General features: G+C 47.7%; 6 protein-coding genes. All 6 read left to right on the plus strand.

Annotation, left to right across the window (positions count from 1 at the left end; translation table 11 throughout):
- The first annotated feature begins 130 nt into the window (after positions 1 to 130).
- The 6 genes from QUA36_RS05715 to QUA36_RS05740 all read left to right on the plus strand — a co-directional run bounded on the left by QUA36_RS05715 (position 131) and on the right by QUA36_RS05740 (position 21,329).
- The gene (locus QUA36_RS05715) at positions 131 to 8,728 is read left to right on the plus strand and encodes an amino acid adenylation domain-containing protein (RefSeq protein WP_333456054.1); all 8,598 of its coding nucleotides are present in this window, start codon (positions 131 to 133) and stop codon (positions 8,726 to 8,728) included.
- 204 nt (positions 8,729 to 8,932) lie between these two features.
- Positions 8,933 to 13,621, plus strand: a complete 4,689-nt coding sequence (locus QUA36_RS05720) for an amino acid adenylation domain-containing protein (protein ID WP_333456056.1) — start codon at positions 8,933 to 8,935, stop codon at positions 13,619 to 13,621.
- 1 nt (position 13,622) lies between these two features.
- A complete protein-coding gene (locus QUA36_RS05725) occupies positions 13,623 to 16,895 on the plus strand; it encodes an amino acid adenylation domain-containing protein (protein ID WP_333456058.1) in 3,273 nt (1,090 codons plus the stop codon).
- Positions 16,896 to 16,993: 98 nt separating this feature from the next.
- Positions 16,994 to 18,682: a pyridoxal-dependent aspartate 1-decarboxylase PanP gene (gene panP, locus QUA36_RS05730; protein WP_333456060.1), complete on the plus strand. Its 1,689-nt coding sequence runs from the start codon at positions 16,994 to 16,996 to the stop codon at positions 18,680 to 18,682.
- On the plus strand, positions 18,669 to 20,219 hold the full coding sequence (locus QUA36_RS05735) for a condensation domain-containing protein (RefSeq protein WP_333456061.1): 1,551 nt from the start codon (positions 18,669 to 18,671) through the stop codon (positions 20,217 to 20,219). The genes panP and QUA36_RS05735 overlap by 14 nt, the downstream gene beginning before the upstream one ends.
- 60 nt (positions 20,220 to 20,279) lie before the next feature.
- Positions 20,280 to 21,329, plus strand: a complete 1,050-nt coding sequence (locus tag QUA36_RS05740) for a TauD/TfdA family dioxygenase (protein WP_333456063.1) — start codon at positions 20,280 to 20,282, stop codon at positions 21,327 to 21,329.

Below are 21,329 nucleotides of genomic sequence, written 5' to 3' on the forward strand. Positions count from 1 at the left end.
ATTGAAGACTCAAACGCGCTGATGAGAGACTCGTAACGCCCGACAACTGTTCACAGAAAGTCTATGTGGAAAGAATTTGGCGGAACTGGTTGGCGTACTGCAAACAAGATTTATTAGGTAAAAAGAATCGATGAGTCACGCAAGCATTAAGGGAAACCAACTCACCGAAAGTTGTACAAATTTAGTAGAACTCCTACAAAATAGAGCGTTACACCAACCAGAGCAGAAATATACATTTCTGTTAGACGGAAAAACTGAAACCGCCAGTTTGACTTATCGAGAGTTAGATGCGATCGCCCGATCGCACGCCGTGCGACTTCAGACATTGGGGCTCAGTGGCGAACGAGCCTTACTGCTTTTGCCGCCAGGATTGGACTATCTCGCCGCCTTTTTTGGATGCTTGTACGCCAAAGTGATCGCGGTTCCCCTCTATCCGCCGAAGCTGAAACGGAATTTAGCAAAAATTAGTGCGATCGCCCTAGATGCAGGAGCAACAATTGCGATCGCCCCGGCGCGACACTTGGAAAATTTAGAGCAGCTATGCGATCGAGCGCCGCAACTCAAAAGGCTGCACTGGCTGAGTGCAGAGGCGCTTTCCGATGACGGCGAAAAGTGGCAGCAGCCACCCATCGATCCCGACTCCGTGGCTTATCTTCAGTACACTTCCGGCTCAACCTCCACCCCCAAAGGCGTAATGGTGAGCCATGCAAACGTTTTGTACAACATCGAATATATTCATCGAGGCTTTGACCACGATTCCGAAAGCGTTGCGGTAACGTGGCTTCCCCCCTTTCACGACATGGGGTTAATTGACGGATTGCTCAAACCTTTGTATCTGGGAATTCCCTCTTACTTCATGCCGCCAGCCGCGTTTATTCAGAACCCGATGTGCTGGTTGGAAGCGATTTCGCGCTACAAAGCTACCCACAGCGGTGGGCCAAATTTTGCTTACGACTTGTGTGCTAGCAAAATCAGCAAAATGTTGGGCGATGGCCAAAAAATGCTCGATTTGAGTAGTTGGCGCGTGGCCTATAACGGCGCAGAACCCATCCACAAAGAAACCCTAGAACGATTTACCAAAGCTTTTGAGCCCTGCGGTTTTCAGGCGGATGCCTTTTGTCCTGCTTACGGAATGGCAGAAACCACGCTAAAAATTGCCACGGTTCGCAGCGGCGCAACACCGACTTTCTTAGCTGTTGACGCTGGGGCGCTGGAAAATAATCACATTGTAGAAATTGTCGAAGGCGAGGGGGGCGCGAGAACTTTAGTCGGCTGCGGTTTCCCTGAATTTGGCACTAAAGTTGCGATCGTCAATCCCGAATCTCTGACGCAATGTCAGCCGCAGGAAGTCGGAGAAATTTGGGTAGCTGGCGAAACAGTTGCGCGAGGCTATTGGAATCGCCCAGAAGAAACAGAAAAAACTTTTCAAGCATATCTTTCAGATACCAGCGAAGGGCCATTTTTCCGAACAGGAGATTTAGGCTTTTTACGCGATCGAGAACTGTTTATTACAGGGCGACTCAAAGATTTGATTATCATCCGAGGTCGCAACCTTTACCCACAAGATATAGAAAGAACGGCAGAGCGCAGCCATCCCAGTTTGCGGCAAGGGGCGATCGCGGCATTCTCGGTGGAAGTCGCAGGCGAAGAACAGCTCGTTATCGTGCCAGAATTACAATCTCGCAAAGCGCCGGATAATGCCGAGGAAATTATCAGCGCCATCCGATCCCGCATTGCTCAAGAATATGAAGTCCAAGTTTATGGAGTAGTGCTGATTAAGCCCGGAAGCATTCCGAAAACGACCAGCGGTAAAATTCAACGTCGCGCCGCCTATGCTGACTTTCTAGCTGACAATTTGGAAGTTGTCGCCAGTAGCGTTTTAGAGTTAGCTGATTCGGTGGAAATCGACAATCAGCTCACGCGAGAGATTCTGCTGAAAGCAGAGTTAGAAGAACGGCAGTCGCTTCTTGAGGCTTACCTTTGGCAGCAGGTAAACCGCCGGGGAATTCATTCCCCAGCTAATAGCCAAAGTCGGCTAAAGCCGACTGAAATCGATCAACCACTCAGTAGCTTTGGACTAGATTCTTTAAGAATTTTTGAGTTAAAAAATCAAATAGAGAGTGACTTGGGCGTTACTGTATCGGTTGCCGATTTGTTTGAGGATAGGAGCATTGCTCGACTGGCAGTGCAAATTTTAGAGCAACTAACAGGAAATACCAAAGCAGCCGTCATTGAACCTGTTTCTCGCTCGCGCCATCTTCCCCTGTCTTTTGCCCAAGAACGCTTGTGGTTCTTCGACCAATTGGAACCGGGAAACCCCTTCTACAATCTCTGCGGTGCGGTTCGGGTGACGGGGCAACTTAATGCAGAAGCACTCCGGCAAAGTATTGAGAAAATTATCGAGCGACACGAGATTTTAAGAACTGCGTTTGCTGGTGGAGAAAAAGAACAGATACAAGTTATTTTTGAGGCGAAAGTTTTCCCATTACCGCTGATAGATTTGAGCGACCGCTCCCCGGAGGAACGCGATAAAGCAGCGCAAAAACTGTCTGCGGAAGCAGCAAAATTGCCCTTTGATTTAACTCAACCACATCTGCTCCGTGCCAAACTTTTGCGCCTATCTGAAACAGAACATACCCTGCTTTTATCCGCCCACCATATCATTTTTGATGGGTGGTCTTTGGGCGTATTTTTACGGGAGCTAGCGGCATTTTATGAAGGATTATCTAATAAGAATTTAGCCACGATTCCACCGCTACCAATTCAGTATGCAGACTTTGCAACTTGGCAGCGCCAACAAATGCAGGGAGAAATATTAGAAGCTCAACTTACTTACTGGAAGCAGCAGTTAAGTGGCAGCGCAGCGGTTCTAAATTTACCAACAGACTTTTCTCGTCCCGCTGTTCAAAGTTACAAGGGAGGTCGGCAATTATTTGAATTGCCAGAGCACTTAACCGAGGCAATTACGCAATTGAGTCGCCGCGAAAAAACTACTCCATTTATGACATTGCTGGCAGCATTCAAAACACTGCTTTACCGCTACACGGGGCAAGAAGATATCCTCGTCGGTTCACCAATTGCCAGCCGCAATAGCAGCAAAACCGAATCATTAATTGGATTTTTTGTCAATACTTTAGTCCTGCGATCTGACTTAACCGGAAATCCCACTTTTCTAGAGTTGCTGAGTCGAGTGCGAGAGGTTGCGTTAGGCGCTTATGCACACCAAGAATTGCCATTTGAAAAGCTCGTAGAAGAATTGCAGCCGAATCGAGATTTAAGTCACTCGCCTTTATTCCAGGTGATGTTTGCCTTTCAAAATGCCTCGGAATTCGCCTTAGAATTGCCGGGTTTAAGCCTGAACTGCCAACAGATTCACAGCGGGACAGCAAATTTCGATTTAACCCTGGAATTAGAAGCCACAGCAACAGGTATTAGAGGGTGGTTTGAATATAGCTTAGACTTATTTGAATCGGCTACGATCGCGCGAATGGCAGGACACTTTCAGAACTTATTAGAAGGCATCGTTGCGAATCCCTCCGCGCGTCTATCAGATTTGCCCCTGCTTGCAGAAACAGAATGCCAACAACTTCTATTTGAGTGGAATAATACTGGGGTAAATTATCCCCCAAATGAGTGCGTTCACCGTTTGTTTGAAGCGCAGGCTGCGAAAACACCTGATGCTGTTGCGGTGCAATTTGAATGCCAAAGTTTGACCTACCGAGAACTGAACGATCGCGCAAATCAACTTGCCCATTATTTGCACTCTTTCGGCGTAAAACCAGATGGGATAGTAGGCGTTTATATGGCGCGATCGCTCGATGCGATCGTCGGAATTTTAGGCATATTAAAAGCAGGCGGCGCTTATTTGCCCCTCGACCCCATCTATGCTAAAGAACGCCTCGACTTCATGTTAGAAGACGCTGGAGTTAGCGTATTGCTGACGCAAGCAGAATTAAAAGCAGAAACGCCAACCCAAAATAATATTTCTGTGATTTGCTTGGATGCAGACTGGCAGACGATCGCCCAACAAAACAAGTCAAATCCTGAGAGCGCCGTTTTGCCAGAAAACCTAGCTTATATTATCTATACATCCGGGTCTACCGGCAAGCCAAAAGGAGTGATGGTGCAGCATCAATCTTTGGCGAATTATACGCAGGCTGCAAGTGTCGAATATGGCATCGAACCAGGCGATCGCATTCTCCAATTTGCTTCCCTCAGCTTCGACGCCAGCGCCGAAGAAATCTATCCCTGTTTAACGCGAGGCGCAACTTTGGTACTGCGCGGAAATTCCATGTTAGACAGCATTTCTTCCTTCCTGCAAAAATGCCGGGAATGGCAAATCACCGTCTTAGATTTACCGACAGCTTACTGGCGCGAATTAACGGCCAGACTCAGCACCGAAAAAGCAGAATTTCCACCATCAGTGCGCTTGACAATTATTGGCGGAGAAACTGCACTTTCAGCATCCCTGAATCAGTGGCAAAAATGCGTTTCAGAAAAAGTACGACTTGTCAATACTTACGGCCCCACAGAAACAACCATTGTCGCCACGTGGTGCGACACTCTCCCCACTTCCTCCTCTTCTTCTCTCCCCTCTGCGCCCTCTGCGCCCTCTGCGGTTAAAAACTCCCCAAAAACCTTGCCGATTGGTCGTCCAATTCCAAATGCCCGCACCTATGTACTCGATGCTAACTTGCAACCCGTTCCCATCGGAGTACCCGGCGAACTTTATATCGGAGGTGCGGGCGTTTCCAGAGGATATATCAACCGTTCGGATCTGAATCGAGAAAAATTTATTCCCGATCCTTTTAGCAACGTGCAAGGCGATCGCCTTTACAAAACAGGCGATTTAGTCCGCTATCTCCCCGACGGGAATTTAGAATTTCTCGATCGCACAGATCGCCAAGTAAAAATTCGCGGTTTTCGCATAGAGTTGGGAGAAATCGAATCCACACTCAGCCAACATCCAGACGTGCAAGAAGCAGTAATTCTCGCGCGCGAGGAAGATTCAGGCCAAAAGCGCTTAATCGCCTACCTAGTTTTAAACTCATCACTCAGCATTGGGAACTCTGCACTGATTAAAAATCTGCGTTCTTTTCTCCGGGAACAACTCCCAGATTATATGGTGCCTGCCAGTTTCATGTTTTTAGAAGCGATGCCATTAACGCCAAACGGTAAGGTAGATTTTAAGGCTTTTCCCGCACCGGAAACCAACAAGTCAGACGCCGATTTTATCGCTCCTGAGACTTTAGAAGAACAAGTATTAGCTGATATTTGGGCTGAGGTTCTCGGCTTAAAACAAGTGGAAATTAATGACAATTTCTTCGAGTTGGGAGGTCACTCTTTGCTGGCAACTCAACTGATTGCCAAGGTGCGCGATCGCTTTCAAGTCGAGCTATCGTTGCGCTGTCTGTTTCAATCCCCTACTGTCGCCAGTTTGGCAGTTGCGATCGCACAAGCTAAGAGCCAGCAGTCGCCCGAACCCCTGATTTCACTGCCCGCGATCGCCCCCGATCCTCAAAATCGCTACAAACCATTTCCGCTCAATGAAATGCAGCAGGCGTACTGGATCGGCCGAAATAGCTTCTTTGAAATGGGCAATGTTGCCATTCACGGCTATGTAGAAATTGAGAGCGACGAGTTAGATTTAGAGCGGTTTAGCCTCGCGTGGCAGCGAGTTGTAGAGCGTCACGATATGCTGCGGGCGATCGTACTTCCGAATGGACAGCAGCAAATTCTGGAAAACGTACCCGCTTATAAAATTGAGGTTTTGGATTTGCGATCGCTCGATTCAAAAGTTGCCGGCGAACAACTCGAAGCAATCCGCGATCGCCTTTCCCACCAAGTGCTGCCGCTCGATCGCTGGCCGCTGTTCGAGATTTGCGCTTCCAAAATTAATAAACGCCGCATCCGCCTCCACATCAGCATTGACGCCTTGTGCATAGACGGCTGGAGTTTTCAAATTTTGTTTGGAGATTTGGTCAAGTTTTACCGAAATCCCCATACTGCGATCGCGCCCTTGCAACTGTCTTTTCGCGACTGCGTGTTAGCTGCAATCGCCTTAGAAAACTCCCCATTTTACCAGCAATCCTTAGATTACTGGCGAACTCGCCTCAAAACCCTGCCACCAGCGCCGGAATTGCCCCTCGCCAAACACCCGAATTCCTTAACGCAGCCGCGATTTAAACGCTGGAGCGATCGCTTAGATTTCTCAACTTGGCAGCGACTCAAAACGCGCACAGCTCGCGCCAGCCTCACTCCTACGGGCTTATTGCTGGCCGCCTATGCGGAGGTTCTGTCTCTGTGGAGCAAAACGCCTCGGTTTACCCTCAACGTGCCGCGCTTTAATCGGTTGCCTTTGCATTCTCAAGTTGAGGAAATTATCGGAGAATTTGCGTCATTTACTCTGCTAGAAATAGATAACTCAAAGCAAGAAAGTTTTGAAGTACGAGCCAAGCGATTACAAGAACAACTTTGGCAAGATTTAGAACACCAATATGTCAGCGGCGTGCGGGTTTTACGAGAACTCGCCCAAGCGCAAGGTACAACTGCAGCGCTGATGCCGATCGTGTTTACGATCGATCCGCAAAACGCGCCTGGGGAAGATTCCTCTATCTTCTCTCTCATTCAAGAATTGGGAGAACTGGTTCACATTATCGGTCAAACGCCGCAAGTTTGGATAGACGCGCAATTTACCGAAACTACTGACGGGCTTTCTTTTAGCTGGGATGCGGTGGAAGAACTTTTCCCGCCAGGGATGATTGACGATATGTTTGACGCCTATTGCAGCCTATTGCAAAGCCTCGCCAATGAAGAGGAAACTTGGCAGAAAACGGTGCAGTTTCAGCAAGCCTTTACTAATAGCATTGAGGCACCCATTCCCGATGTATTGCTGCATGAATTGTTTGCTGAGAAAGTCGCGTCGCGATCGCACGAACCAGCCGTCATTACGCGCGATCGCATCCTCACCTACGAGGAACTCTATCTGCGAGCGAATCAAGTCGGTCATTGCTTGCGGAAGCTGGGAACTCGCCCCAACCAATTGGTTGCCGTGGTTATGGAAAAAGGATGGGAGCAAATCGTCGCTGTGCTGGGCATTCTCGCATCCGGGGCAGCTTATTTGCCCGTAGATGCGGCGCTGCCAAAAGAGCGGCTGTGGTATTTGCTGGAAAATGGCGAAGTTGAGATTGTTTTGACGCAATCTCAGTTAAATCAACGCTTGGAATGGCCGAACAATGTGCGGCGAATTTGTCTTGATACTGAGGAATTAGCAACAGAAAGCTGCGAAGCTTTGGAATCAGTACAGGAACCGGAAGATTTGGCGTATGTCATTTACACTTCCGGCTCAACTGGCTTGCCGAAAGGCGTGGCGATCGCGCACCGAGGTGCAGTCAATGCGATCGCTCAGACCAATCAAGTGTTTAATGTGGCTGACTGCGATCGCGCGATCGCAGTCACCGCACTGCACCACGATATGTCCGTTTACGATATTTTCGGCATCCTAGCAGCCGGGGGTGCGATCGTCATTCCCGATGCCACACAACGGCTAGACCCCGCTCACTGGAACGAATTGATGGTAAAAGAGCGCGTCACCATTTGGAACTCGGTTCCGCCGATGATGGAAATGCTGCTCGACTACGCTGCTGGACGTTCTGAGGTGTTGCCAGAGTGCTTGCGCTGGGCGTTTCTCGGCGGTGACTGGATACCGATAACGCTCCCTGAGAGGTTAAGGGCGATCGTCCGTGAATGTCGCGTTGTCAGTGTCGGCGGGCCAACGGAAACTACCCTTTGGAATATTTGGTATCCGGTAGAAACTGTTGATTCTTCTTGGAAAAGCATTCCCTACGGATCGCCGATCGCCAATACACGCTATTACATTTTGAATGAAAGGCTCGAAGACTGTCCCGTCTGGGTTGCCGGCGAGATGTGCTGTGCGGGAGTTGGACTGACAAAAGGATACTGGCGGAATGAAGAAAAAACTCGCGCCAGTTGCGTCACGCACCCCGTCACGGGCGATCGCTTGTACCGAACGGGAGATTTAGGGCGCTTCCTCCCTGACGGCAACATCGAATTTTTAGGACGAGAAGATTTCCGCCTTAAAATTCGAGGATTCCGCATCGAAGCAGGAGAAATTGAAGCTGCTTTGAACGAGCACCCAGCAGTCAAGGCATCCATTGTCACCGCATTCGGAGAAAATCACAGTCAAAAGCGCTTAGTAGGGTATATTGTTCCCCAACAAAATGCTGTCCTTGCGACTGAAGAATTGCGCCAATTCCTGAGAGAAAAACTGCCCGATTATATGGTGCCGTCTGCATTGATAATTCTGGACGCGCTGCCACTTTCGGCGAACGGCAAAGTTAACCGCAAGGCTCTGCCCGAACCGGATGCCGCAATTCCCGAAGCAAAGATTTTTGTCGCACCGCGCACCCCTATTGAGGCAATGTTAGCGAGAATTTGCTGTGAGGTTCTCGGCATCGAAGATTTAAGCATTACCGATAACTTTTTTGAACTAGGAGGAAATTCGCTGCTGGCAATTCAATTAACAGCAAAAATCCGAGAATCTTGTCAGATAGAATTGCCTTTGTGCGATATTTTTGCAGGACGATCGCTCGCTGTACTTGCAGAAAAGATTAATGATGCCAAGAACAAAAATGCGGCCGTTGAAGAACCCGCGATCGCGCCTGTTTCGCGATCGGCGTACCGCATGAAACTGTCATCTTTGCGCTAAGCACAAATCAGTGATGAGTCATGAGTTAGCAGCCAATAATATCATGTCTGTTCGATTGACCGTTATTCCTGTAGGGGCGGGTTCGCCAATATCTTTACTAAAAACGATAAATCTCGTAAACCCGCCCCGCCCAAGATATTACCTCATAACCAATCCCCAAATATCGGCGGCAATTCCAATTACCAATTACCAGTTACTAATCCAATGACGGTGCATTTTTCCGAAAAACTTCCAACAGATACTCGCGACTCGGCGAATGGTTCCGAAGAAGAAGTATTTGCATTTCCCACCTCTTTTGCCCAGCAAAGACTGTGGTTTATTGACCAATTTGAACCGGGAAACCCTTTTTACAACCTTCCGGCGGCTGTGTTACTAAAAGGCAGGCTAAATGTAGTAGTGCTAGAGCTAAGTTTCCAGGAAATTGTGCGCCGTCACGAAGCTTTGCGGACGACATTTGCCACTGTAGACGGTCAACCCGTGCAGGTGGTTGGTCAGAAATTTAATTTCGGGCTGCAAGTTTTAGACCTGCAACAATTGGCGGAAACTCAGCGAGAAGAAAAAGTAAAACAACTGGCTGCAGAAGAAGCTAGCAAACCTTTTGACCTAACCAAAGGGCCGCTGTTGCGAGCGAGTTTGCTACAGTTAGATGTTGAGGAATATGTCTTGCTGCTGACGCTACACCACATTGTTTTTGATGGCTGGTCAATCGGAGTCTTTCTGCAAGAATTAGCAGCACTTTACGAAGCGTTTTCGATTGGCAAACCATCCCCGCTTCCCGAACTTTCCATCCAGTACGCCGATTTTGCTATTTGGCAGCGGGAATGGCTTGCGGGCGATCGCCTGCAAACTCAACTTAACTACTGGAAAAAGCAGCTTAGTGGCCTTCCCCCCTTGCTGGAATTGCCAGCCGATCGCCCCCGTCCCCCGGTGCAAACCTATCGGGGTGCGAAAGAATCATTCCTTATCCCCAGAACGCTAAGGTCAGCCCTCAAAAAGCTCAGCCGCCAGGAAAATGCCACCCTGTTTATGACGCTGCTAGCAGCCTTTAAAACGTTGCTCTATCGCTATACAGGACAGGCAGATATCCCCGTTGGCTCTCCTATCGCCAACCGCAACAGAGCGGAAATTCAAGGGCTAATCGGGTTTTTTGTCAATACTTTGGTATTGCGAACTGATTTGTCAGGCGATCGCACTTTTCGGCAGTTGCTCGATCGCATTCGGGATGTGAGTTTAGAAGCTTACGCTCACCAGGATTTGCCGTTTGAGAAATTGGTTGAAGAGTTGCAACCAGAGCGAAATTTGAGCTACAATCCGCTGTTTCAAGTAGCTTTTGTTTTGCAAAGTGCGCCCGTTGCTGCTGAATCAATTGCCGGACTCAATCTCACTCTTTTAGATGTTGACAATCAGACAGCAAAAGTTGACTTAACGCTGCATTTAGAAGAACAGCAGGAAGAAATTAGCGGTCAGTTTGAATACAGCACAGATTTATTTGATGCAGCCACAATCAATCGGATGGCGGGGCATTTTCTCACGTTGCTGGAGGGCATAGCTGCCAACCCAGATCGGCGGATTGAAGAGTTGCCGTTGCTGGGGGAAAAAGAGCGGCATCAGTTGTTGGTAGAGTGGAATGACACCCGCGTCGATTATTCGAGCGATCGCTGCATTCATCAATTATTTGAAGCGCAGGTCGAGCGAACTCCCGATGCCATTGCAGTTGTATTTGAAGACGAAAAACTCACCTACCGCGAGCTGAATGAACGAGCGAATCAAGTCGCGCACTACCTGCAAAAACTCGGCGTAAAACCAGAAGTTTTGGTAGGGATTTGTGTCGAGCGATCGCTTGATACAATTGTCGGCATTCTCGGCATTCTCAAAGCCGGGGGCGCTTACGTTCCGCTCGATCCAGCCAACCCTCGCGATCGCCTTGCTTTTATACTCGAAGACGCACAGGTAAATGTGCTGCTGAGTGAGAAAAATTTGTTGCCAAATCTGCCTAAATTCAGCGCCAAAATCGTTTGTCTCGATGCCGATCAAAGTGCTTTCTCCCAACACAGCAAAGAAAATCCCGCCAGCGCCACCACTGCCGAAAATCTCGCCTATATTATCTACACTTCTGGCTCAACTGGCATCCCCAAAGGCGTTTTAGTTTCTCACTCAAACGTCGTCCGCCTGTTTGCTGCTACCCAGTCGTGGTACAACTTCAACGAGCAAGATGTGTGGACGCTGTTTCACTCTTATGCCTTTGATTTCTCAGTCTGGGAAATTTGGGGCGCTTTGCTATACGGCGGGCGACTCGCGATCGTGCCTTATTCAGTCAGCCGATCGCCCCAAGAATTTTACAACTTGCTATGCAAAGAAAAGGTAACAGTTCTCAACCAAACTCCTTCTGCATTTTACCAGTTGATCGAGACAGATAAATCTGTTGGAATTGGCGAAGATTTAAGCCTGCGCTTAGTAATTTTTGGCGGGGAAGCTTTAGACTTGCAAAGCTTAAAACCTTGGTTCGATCGGCACGGCGATCGACATCCCCAACTTGTCAATATGTATGGCATTACAGAAACCACAGTCCACGTCACCTATCAGCCGCTGACTGTCGCTAATTTAAGTAAAAATGCCAGCCTTATTGGCCGTCCAATTCCTGACTTGCAAGTTTACCTGCTCGATCGCAACTGTCAACCCGTTCCGATCGGCATTCCTGGGGAAATTTACGTTGGTGGCGCTGGGGTCGCGCGGGGCTATCTCAATCAGCCAGAATTAACGGCCCAGCGGTTTATTTCCAATCCCTTTAATGACAGTTTGAAAGCGCAGTTGTACAAATCGGGAGACTTAGCTCGCTACCTACCGAATGGCGACATTCAATACTTGGGACGAATTGATCACCAAGTAAAAGTGCGTGGTTTTCGCATCGAATTAGGAGAAATTGAAGCAGCACTAGGACAGCATTCCGATGTGTTGCAGGCTGTAGTTATAGTGCGAGAAGATGTACCAGGAGATAAGCGATTGATAGCTTATATAATTGCTAATTCAGCAGCACAAAATAAGCATTCTATACTGATTCACGAACTACGCTGCTTTCTGAAAGGAAAATTGCCGGAATACATGATACCTGCTGCTTTTGTGACACTGGAGGCGCTGCCACTAACTCCCAACGGCAAAGTCGATCGCAAAGCCCTTCCCGCACCGGATCGCGATCGGCCAGAACTCGAAGAGGCATTCGCCGCCCCAAGCACGGGTATTGAGAAAAATTTGGCAGAAATTTGGGCGCAAGTATTGGGGTTAGAACAAGTGGGAATTGACGACAATTTCTTTGAATTGGGCGGCGATTCTATCCTCAGTATTCAAGTCATTTCTAAAGCCAATCGAGCGGGGTTGCAACTTACACCAAAACAACTGTTTCAACACCAAACCATTGCACAGTTAGCAGCCGTCGCCAATACAACTGGAACCAAACAATCGGAACAGGGATTAATCATTGGCGAAGTTCCGCTGACACCGATTCAGCACTGGTTTTTCGAGCAAAATCTCTCCGATCCGCATCACTGGAATCAGGCGGTGCTTTTAGAGTTGCGGCAACCTCTCGAACCTGCATTAATTGAGTCAGTTTTACAGGAATTGCTGAAGCACCACGACGCGCTGCGCCTGCGTTTTGTGCGAGGAGAATCTGGCTGGCAGCAGGATCTCGCCAATCCCGACGAAGTTGCGACCTTTACCTGCATTGATTTGTCATCGCTACCTTCAGAAAAGCGAGAAGCCGCTTTCCAAACCGCCGCCAATCAGTTGCAAATTAGTTTAAATTTATCCGAGGGGCCATTACTTCGCGCTGCCCTATTTGACTTGGGTCAACATCAGCCAAATCGCTTGTTATTGGCCATTCATCACTTAGCGGTTGATGCTGTTTCTTGGCGAATTTTAATTGAGGATTTCCAGACAGCTTATGGGCAGATTAGCCGCGGCGAAACAGTCGCGCTGCCGCCCAAAACAACCTCATTTAAGCAGTGGGCAGAACGCTTGCATGAGTGGGCGCGATCGCCAGAATTGCAGGGAGAGTTCGATTACTGGTTCGCCCTTTCTCATCAACCAACTTCTAGCTTGCCAATAGATTTCCCCACAGCAGCTAATTTAGTTGCATCTGAAAAGACAGTATCCGTTGCTTTGAGTGTTGAAGAAACAAAACTGCTCTTACAAGAAGTACCTGCCGTTTACCGCACTCAAATTAACGATGTATTGCTAACTGCTTTAGGTCAAGCATTTGCACGCTGGACAGGCAATAACTCACTTTTACTTGACTTAGAAGGTCACGGGCGCGAAGATATATTTGAAGGAGTAGATTTGTCGCGCACAATCGGCTGGTTTACAGCAGTTTTTCCTGTTCTGTTAAATTTAAAAAATCCTTCCGATCTAGGGGCTACTCTCAAATCAGTGAAAGAGCAGTTACGCGCCGTGCCAAATCGCGGTATTGGCTGCGGTGTTCTAGAATATTTAAATCCAGAAATTGCTAAAAATTTGCACAACTTGCCGCAAACTGAGGTAAGCTTTAATTATCTCGGACAGTTTGACCAAGTGCTGCCGAAGTCTTCTTTATTCATGCTGTCCTCCGAGCCTAGCGGCCCCCTTCGCAGCCCGCGCGGAAATCGGCGTTACCTGCTGGAAATTAACGGATTTATTGCCAGCGGCAAGCTGCAATTAGATTGGACGTACAGCGAAAATATTCACCGACGAGAAAGCATTGAAAATTTGGCAACGGGCTTTATAGAATCGCTGCGATCGCTAATTAAATACTGTCAGTCCCCCGACGCAGGCGGCTGCACTTTTTCTGACTTTGCAGAGTTTAAGTGGAGCCAGTGGGGCCAGGACGATTTAGACAACATTACCGCAATTTTGGGAGAGCTTTAATATGATCAATGGCAATATCGAAGATTTTTATCCCCTCTCTCCAGCGCAGCAGGGTATTCTCTTTCATTCGCTTTACCAGCCAGAATCGGGCGTATATTTCGGGCAACTGCTGTGCGTTTTGCGCGGCGATCTAAATGTTTCTGCGTTTAGAAATAGTTGGCAAAAACTTGTAGAGCGACATCCCATTTTGCGGACTTGTTTCGTGTGGAAAAATTTGAAAGAACCCGTGCAAGCGGTGCGTAAGCAGGCTGCATTATCTTGGCAGCAGATGGACTGGCGATCGCTCTCGGTCTCCGAACAACAACAGCAGCTAGAAACGTTCCTAAAAGCCGATCAATCTCAGGGCTTTGACTTGACATCAGCTCCCTTAATTCGCATTGCACTGGCGCAGTTAGAAACAGATACTTTTCAGTTTATTTTGAGCCACCACCACTTAATTTTAGATGGGTGGTCGCTGGCGATCGTTCTTGAGGAAGTTTTTGCATTTTATCAAGCATTCTCCCAGGGCGAGGAACTGCACCTCAAACGCCCTCGCCCTTATCGGGATTACATCGCGTGGCTGCACCAGCAAGATTTATCTGCGGCTGAGTCATTTTGGCGGCAAACTCTCAAAGGTTTTGCAGCTCCAACTGCGATCGCCCGATGCAATATTGTCGCGGGAAACCGTTTAGAAAGTAGTGGCGAACAGCAGGTGATATTTTCTGCAACAGCCACGGCCACACTGCAATCCTTAGCGCGCCAGCATCAGCTAACATTAAATACCCTCGTACAGGCAGCTTGGGCGCTACTTTTGAGCCGATATAGCGGCGAGGAAGATGTGGTTTTTGGTACGGTTGTCTCCGGGCGACCCCCAGATTTAATGGGTGCTGAATCGGTAGTGGGGCTGTTTGTAAATCCTCTGCCAGTGCGCGTAAAAATTAACCCACAGGATGTTATTTTATCCTGCTTAAAACAACTCCAAGCGCAACAAGTTGAGGCGCGGCAGTATGAGTACAGCCCCCTCATTGAGGTGCAGGGGTGGAGCGAAGTTCCTCGGAGTTTACCTTTATTTGAGAGTTTGGTCGTTTTTGAAAATTATCCTGTGGATGCTTCTTTGCAGGAGAAGATTCACAACTTAAAAGTAGAGAATATTCGCTCCTTGGAAACAACGAATTATCCTCTAACGGTGATGGCGATGCCCGGTGCGGAATTGACGCTGAAAATTATTTTCGATCGTAGCTACTTTGAGGACAGTGCGATAGCGCGAATGCTGGGACACCTGCAAACTTTACTGGAAGGAATGGCTGCCAATCCTGAGCGGAAACTGTCAGAATTGCCCCTATTGAGCGCCGCCGAACGCCAGCAATTACTTGTCCAGTGGAACGACACCCAAGCGGATTATCCCAAAAATTCCTCAATTCACGAATTATTTGCAGCGCAAACAGAGCGAACCCCAGATGCAGTAGCTGCTATTTGCGAAAATGAACAATTGACTTACCGAGAATTGAATGCCAAAGCCAACCAAATCGCACATTACCTGCAATCTTTAGGTGTAAAACCCGAAGTTTTGGTGGGAATTTGTTTAGAGCGATCGCTGTCCGTGCTGGTGGCCATTTTGGGCATTTTAAAAGTTGGTGCCGCTTACGTTCCTCTCGATCCAGCTTATCCCCAAGAACGCCGATCCTTCATGCTGGCCGACGCAAAAGTTCCGGTGCTTTTGACTCAAAAAAACCTCCTAGAAACCCTCCCCGAACACAGCGCTAAAGTCGTCTGTATCGACGCCGAATGGCAGGAAATTTCCCGCGAGAGCGATCGCAACCCCGCTGTTAAAGTGCCAGCCGAAAACCTCGCTTACGTCCTCTACACTTCCGGCTCGACAGGTACTCCCAAAGGCGTACTCGGCACCCACCGAGGCACAGTCAATCGCTGTTTTTGGAACCCCTACCCTTTTATCGAAGCAGATATTTGCTGTCAAAAAACGTCCTTAAATTTTGTCGATTCGGTTTGGGAAATCTTTGCTCCTTTGCTGCATGGGTTGCCCACTGTCATTATTCGCGATCGAGCCGTCAAAGATATTAACCAATTCCTTCAAACCTTATCAAAGCAAAATGTAACCAGACTGGTGCTGGTTCCTTCTTTGTTGCGCGCTATCTTAGATTCCTTCCCTGATTTAGACAGGCGTTTGCCTCAATTAAAGTATTGGATTTGCAGCGGAGAAACTCTGCCGCTGGAACTTTGCCAGCAATTTCGAGAGCAGATGCCCCAGCGGGTATTAATCAATCTTTATGGCTCTTCGGAAGTAGCTGCGGACGTGACGTGGTACGATGCAACTCACTGTGTCGAGAAAGTTCCAATCGGTCGCCCGATCGCCAACACGCAAATTTATCTGCTCGATCGCAATTTGCAACCCGTTCCCATAGGAATTCCCGGCGAGATTTACGTCGGCGGCGATGGATTGGCACAGGGCTACTTAAACCGCCCCGACTTAACCTCGGAAAAATTTATTTCTAACCAGTTTGGGCAAGAAAAATTAGATTTTCTCGGTAATTGTCATCAAAAAGTTTTGTTCAAAACAGGCGATATCGGTTGTTACCTGCCGGATGGTAATATAGAATTTCTGGGCCGTGGCGATTGCCAAGTAAAAATTCGCGGTTTCCGCATCGAACTCGGAGAAATAGAGGCAGCGCTTTCTCAACATTCTTCTGTGTCCACCGCTGCTGTTTTGCTTCAGGAAAATGCACCGGGCAGTCAACGCCTAGTCGCTTACCTAGTTCCTAACTCAGGGTTGAGAAATCAGCACCCAGAACTAATTTCCGAACTGCGTTCATTCTTGAAGCACAAACTGGCCGATTACATGGTGCCTTCAGCTTTTGTGCTATTAGATGCGTTGCCACTAACGCCCAACGGAAAAATTGACCGCCTCGCCTTATCTCAAAAGTGCGATTACGTTTCTGATGAAACAGCCTTCACTGAGCCACAAACGCCCACAGAGGAAGAAATTGCTGAGATTTGGACTGCTCTTTTAGGGCTAGAAAAAGTAGGAACTAACCAAAACTTTTTTGACCTCGGCGGTCACTCTCTGATGGTAACACAGTTAATATTGCGAGTGCGATCGTGCTTTGGGGTAGAGTTAGCGATGTGCGATTTTTTTGCCGCTCCCACCATTCAGAATTTAGCTGAACTAATCGAGGAAGAAATTCTGGCAAAGGCCGATGCTAACCAGATAGATAAATTGCTCGATTTTTTAGAAAAGAGTGAGGGAGAGTCAGCACCAACTGTGATGCTGACTGAGTAAATGTCTGGTGGCGAAAAAACACAAAGAGCTCTTTTTCCCTTAAGGCTTCGGTGGGGAAAAGGAGATGAAAAAAAGCAATTTAACAGGAGTAATTCGGGATGATTCAACAAACAGTAAAACCCCAAAATTCTCAAGATATAATGGAGCAATTAAAAGCCTCTGTTACCCCACTTGAAGAAAAGTTAATGGAGCTATTCAGTGCCTCAGAAAAGTCATTTTTGGCAGAAGAAGCAATGGAGGAGCGAATTTCTGCCCTAGTTCAAGACTTTTTGTACGCAAAAACCGCTAGTACAGATATTGACTTAGAGTTAATTATTCAGCAGTTTAAGGAAAACAAAATTCCCGCCCTTCCTACAGATGTTGGGAATTATATCGATGATTTGACCCAAACCCTTGTTGCTCATTCCATCCACACATCTTCCCCCCGATATATCGGTCACATGACGAGCGCACTTCCCTATTTTGTGCGCCCGATCGCGAAGCTGTTAACCGCGATGAATCAAAATTTAGTCAAGATGGAAACTGCCAAAGTTTTAAGCCCCTGCGAGCGCCAGACTTTGGCAATGATGCACCGATTAATTTACGATTTTTCTGAGGATTTTTATAACCAGCACATTCAAAAAAGTGACAGCACGCTCGGTATCATGACAACGGGTGGCACCCTAGCTAATATCACCGCTTTGTGGTGCGCTCGCAACGCTTCTTTAGGCCCAAAAAATGACTTTGGTGGCATTGAAAAAGAAGGCTTGTACGCAGCTTTAGAGTTTTACGGCTACAAAGGAATGGTGATAATCGGCTCCAATTTGATGCACTATTCTTTTGAAAAGGCTGCCGGTTTATTAGGCATTGGCGATCGCAATCTCCTAAAAATCCCCACCGATTCCAATCACCGCATGGATTTGGCAGCGCTGCGCCAAACTGTAGTCGAATGTCGCGATCGCAATCTGCACATTCTGGCAATTATCGGTATTGCAGGCAGCACCGATTCGGGAAGTATCGATCCGCTTCCAGAAATAGCCGCGATCGCGCAAAAAGCAAACGCTCACTTTCACGTCGATGCCGCGTGGGGCGGCCCCGTGCTTTTTTCCGAACGTCACCGGCACAAATTGGCAGGCATTGAACTAGCAGATTCCGTCACCATAGATGGACACAAACAAATGTATTTGCCAATGGGAATCGGCATGGTTTTATTCCGCAATCCCCAAACCGCCAAAGTTATTGAAAAAAACGCGCCCTACACGGTGCGAAAAGACTCGATCGATCTAGGCAAGCGCTCTCTCGAAGGCTCTCGATCGGGTGCGAGTTTGTTCTTGCAAGCCGCCTTGAATATCATCGGTTATCAAGGCTATGAGTTTTTGATAGATTCAGGCATCCATAAAACGCAGCACTTGGCTAATTTACTTCGCGAAAATCCAGCATTTGAATTGCTGCTAGAACCAGAAATTAATATTCTTTTATACCGCTACATTCCAGAAACATTCAGGGAACAAGCAGCCAAAAAACAACTAACCGAAGCAGACAACCACTTCATTAATGAATTTAACGAGCGCCTTCAGGAGGCCCAGCGGCAAGCCGGTCACACCTTCGTCTCGCGAACAACCTTGCAAAACACCTGTTATGGCAAAACCATTCCCATTGTTGCTTTTCGAGTCGTCCTTGCCAACCCCCTCACCACTGAAGCAGATATCAACTTTGTTTTAAACGACCAGCTAAAAATAGCAGCAAAGCTTTCCTTAACTATCACAAACAGCGATTACTGCGAGGAAGTGAATCATGATGTCTACTAATCGTTCAGAACGGCTGAAAAACCTCTCGCCCCAGAAGCGATCGCTCCTCCTCAAAGCATTAAGCAAAGACGCAGCACAGGCTGAGCAATCTCAGCGCATTCCCAGGCGATCGCAGCAAAATTCGGCTCCCCTTTCTTTTGCCCAGCAACGGCTGTGGTTTCTCGATCGATTGTCTCCCGAAAACCCTGCCTACAACATTCCTACTGCTGTGCGTTTGCAAGGGCAATTAAATTTGTCAGCACTGCAACAAACACTCAATGCAATTGTCAGGCGTCACGAAGTTTTACGGACTGCTTTTGCAGAAGTGGACGGGGAACCTGTTCAACTGATTTCTCCTTCCTTGGATTTCGCTTTGTCGGTGGTAAACTTGCAACATTTACCAGAAACTGAGCAGCAAGCTGAAATTAAGCAGCGTACTCTTGAAGAAGCCCAACGTCCCTTTGACTTAACGCGATCGCCCTTACTGCGGGGCACTCTGCTGCAACTTAGTCCGGCAGAATATGTGTTGCTGCTGACGATACACCACATTATTTCTGATGGTTGGTCTATGGGGGTATTGGTGCGAGAAGTAGCCGCACTTTATGAAGCTTTTTCCACTGACAAACCCTCTGGGCTGCCTGAACTTCCCGTGCAGTATGCCGACTTCGCTAGTTGGCAGCGGCAGCATTTGCACGGAGAGAAATTAGAAAAACAGCTCGCTTATTGGAAACAGCAATTGGGAGGCGGTTTAGCTGTGCTGTCAACAGATAAGCAGCGCTCTCCCGTGCAAAGTTTCCGAGGATCGCAGCAATCTTTTGTGATTTCTGCTTCTTTAACTGAAAGACTAAAAACGCTCGCCCAGCAACAAGATGTCACCCTATTTATGACATTGTTCGCAGTATTTCAATCCTTGCTATACTGCCAGATAAAGCAGGATAACCTCGCTATTGGCTCTCCAATCGCCAATCGCAACCGCCTTGAATTAGAGGAACTAATTGGATTTTTTGTCAATACTTTAGTGCTGCGAATTGACACGGCAGGTAATCCAACTTTCCACGAACTACTCGGTCGAACACGCGAGGTAGCGTTAGCAGCTTACGCTCACCCCGATGTCCCTTTTGAAAAGCTCGTCGTGGAATTGGAGACAGAGCGAAATCTCAGCTATAACCCGCTATTTCAAGTGTGGTTTGTACTCCAGAATGCACCCATGCCACCCCTGGAGTTAGCTGGTTTGACCTTGAGCATTCTGGAATTCGATGTCGGTATGTCGAGACACGACTTAAGCCTCACTCTCTGGGAGAGTTCAGAAGGAATTCAAGGCTTATTTGACTACAAAACAGACTTATTTGAGGCTGCGACTGTTGCCCGAATGGTGAGAGGTTTTCAAATCCTCCTCAACCAGGTAGTCATCCAGCCAGATATCAGGATCGACGACTTGGCAGAAATTCTTGCCGAAGCAGAAAGGCAGCACCAAATCGAGCAGGAAAAACAAATTCATCTTTCGGGGATTCAAAAATTAAAAATGGCTAAACGCAAAGTTATGAAAAGTTTAAAATGATGGCTCAATCTCTCAGGTTTTTTCGGGAAAAATCGCAAGAATTTCACCAAAGCAAAAGTTATGACAAATACAGAAACAAAGAATCTCAATTCCCAAAAGTTAGGATCAGTTAGGCGCAAAGCCGTCAGCCTGTCCTCAGAGGAATTAGTCAAAACCGCCTACCTCCAGCCCGAAAACCTTCTACCTCTCGTTGTTCAGCCAACAGTAGAAAAATTAAATCTCGCGGGTTGGGCACAGAACAATCGCTCATCAATTGAAACGCAGTTATGGAAGCATGGAGGAATACTTTTTCGAGGCTTTGAAGTCGGCGGAGTGAAGGGTTTCGAGCAGTTTATTCAAACTCTTGCTGGCGACTTGTTGGAATATTCTTTTCGCTCAACTCCGCGCAGTCAGGTGAGCGGAAATATCTACACTTCCACCGAGTATCCTGCCGAGCAATTCATCCCACTGCACAATGAAATGGCTTATTCTCGAAATTGGCCGCTCAAAATCGCCTTTTTCTGCGTCAAGAAAGCCGAAAAGGGAGGAGAAACTCCGATCGCTAACAGCCGCAAAGTGTTTGAAAGCCTGGATTCAAATATTAGAGAAAACTTTGCCCAAAAAAAGGTTATGTATGTGCGAAATTACGGCGGTGGCGTAGATTTACCCTGGCAAAATGTCTTCAATACTGATAGCAAAATTGAGGTAGAAGAGTATTGCCAAAAAGCGGGAATAGAGTTAGAATGGAAAAATGGTGATCGCTTGAGAACTCGGCAAATATGTCAAGCTGTCGCTGAACACCCACACACGCAGGAAATGGTGTGGTTTAATCAAGCTCACCTCTTCCACGTTTCCAATCTTGAACCCGCCGTTCGCAAAGAGCTTTTAACTTCTTTTAAAGAGGAAGATTTACCCCGCAATGCTTATTACGGCGATGGCTCGCCCATTGAAGATTTTATATTAGACGAAATTCGTCGCTGCTATCAGCAAGAAACGATTGTTTTCCCTTGGGAAGAAGGAGATGTCTTGCTGTTAGATAATATGCTAGCCGCGCACGGACGCACGCCATTTTCTGGTTCGCGTCGGGTTGTTGTCGGTATGGCAGAAGCGTTTAGCTGTCAAGATATTTAG

The organism is Microcoleus sp. Pol10D4 (genome assembly GCF_036701555.1).
Classification (GTDB): domain Bacteria; phylum Cyanobacteriota; class Cyanobacteriia; order Cyanobacteriales; family Microcoleaceae; genus Microcoleus.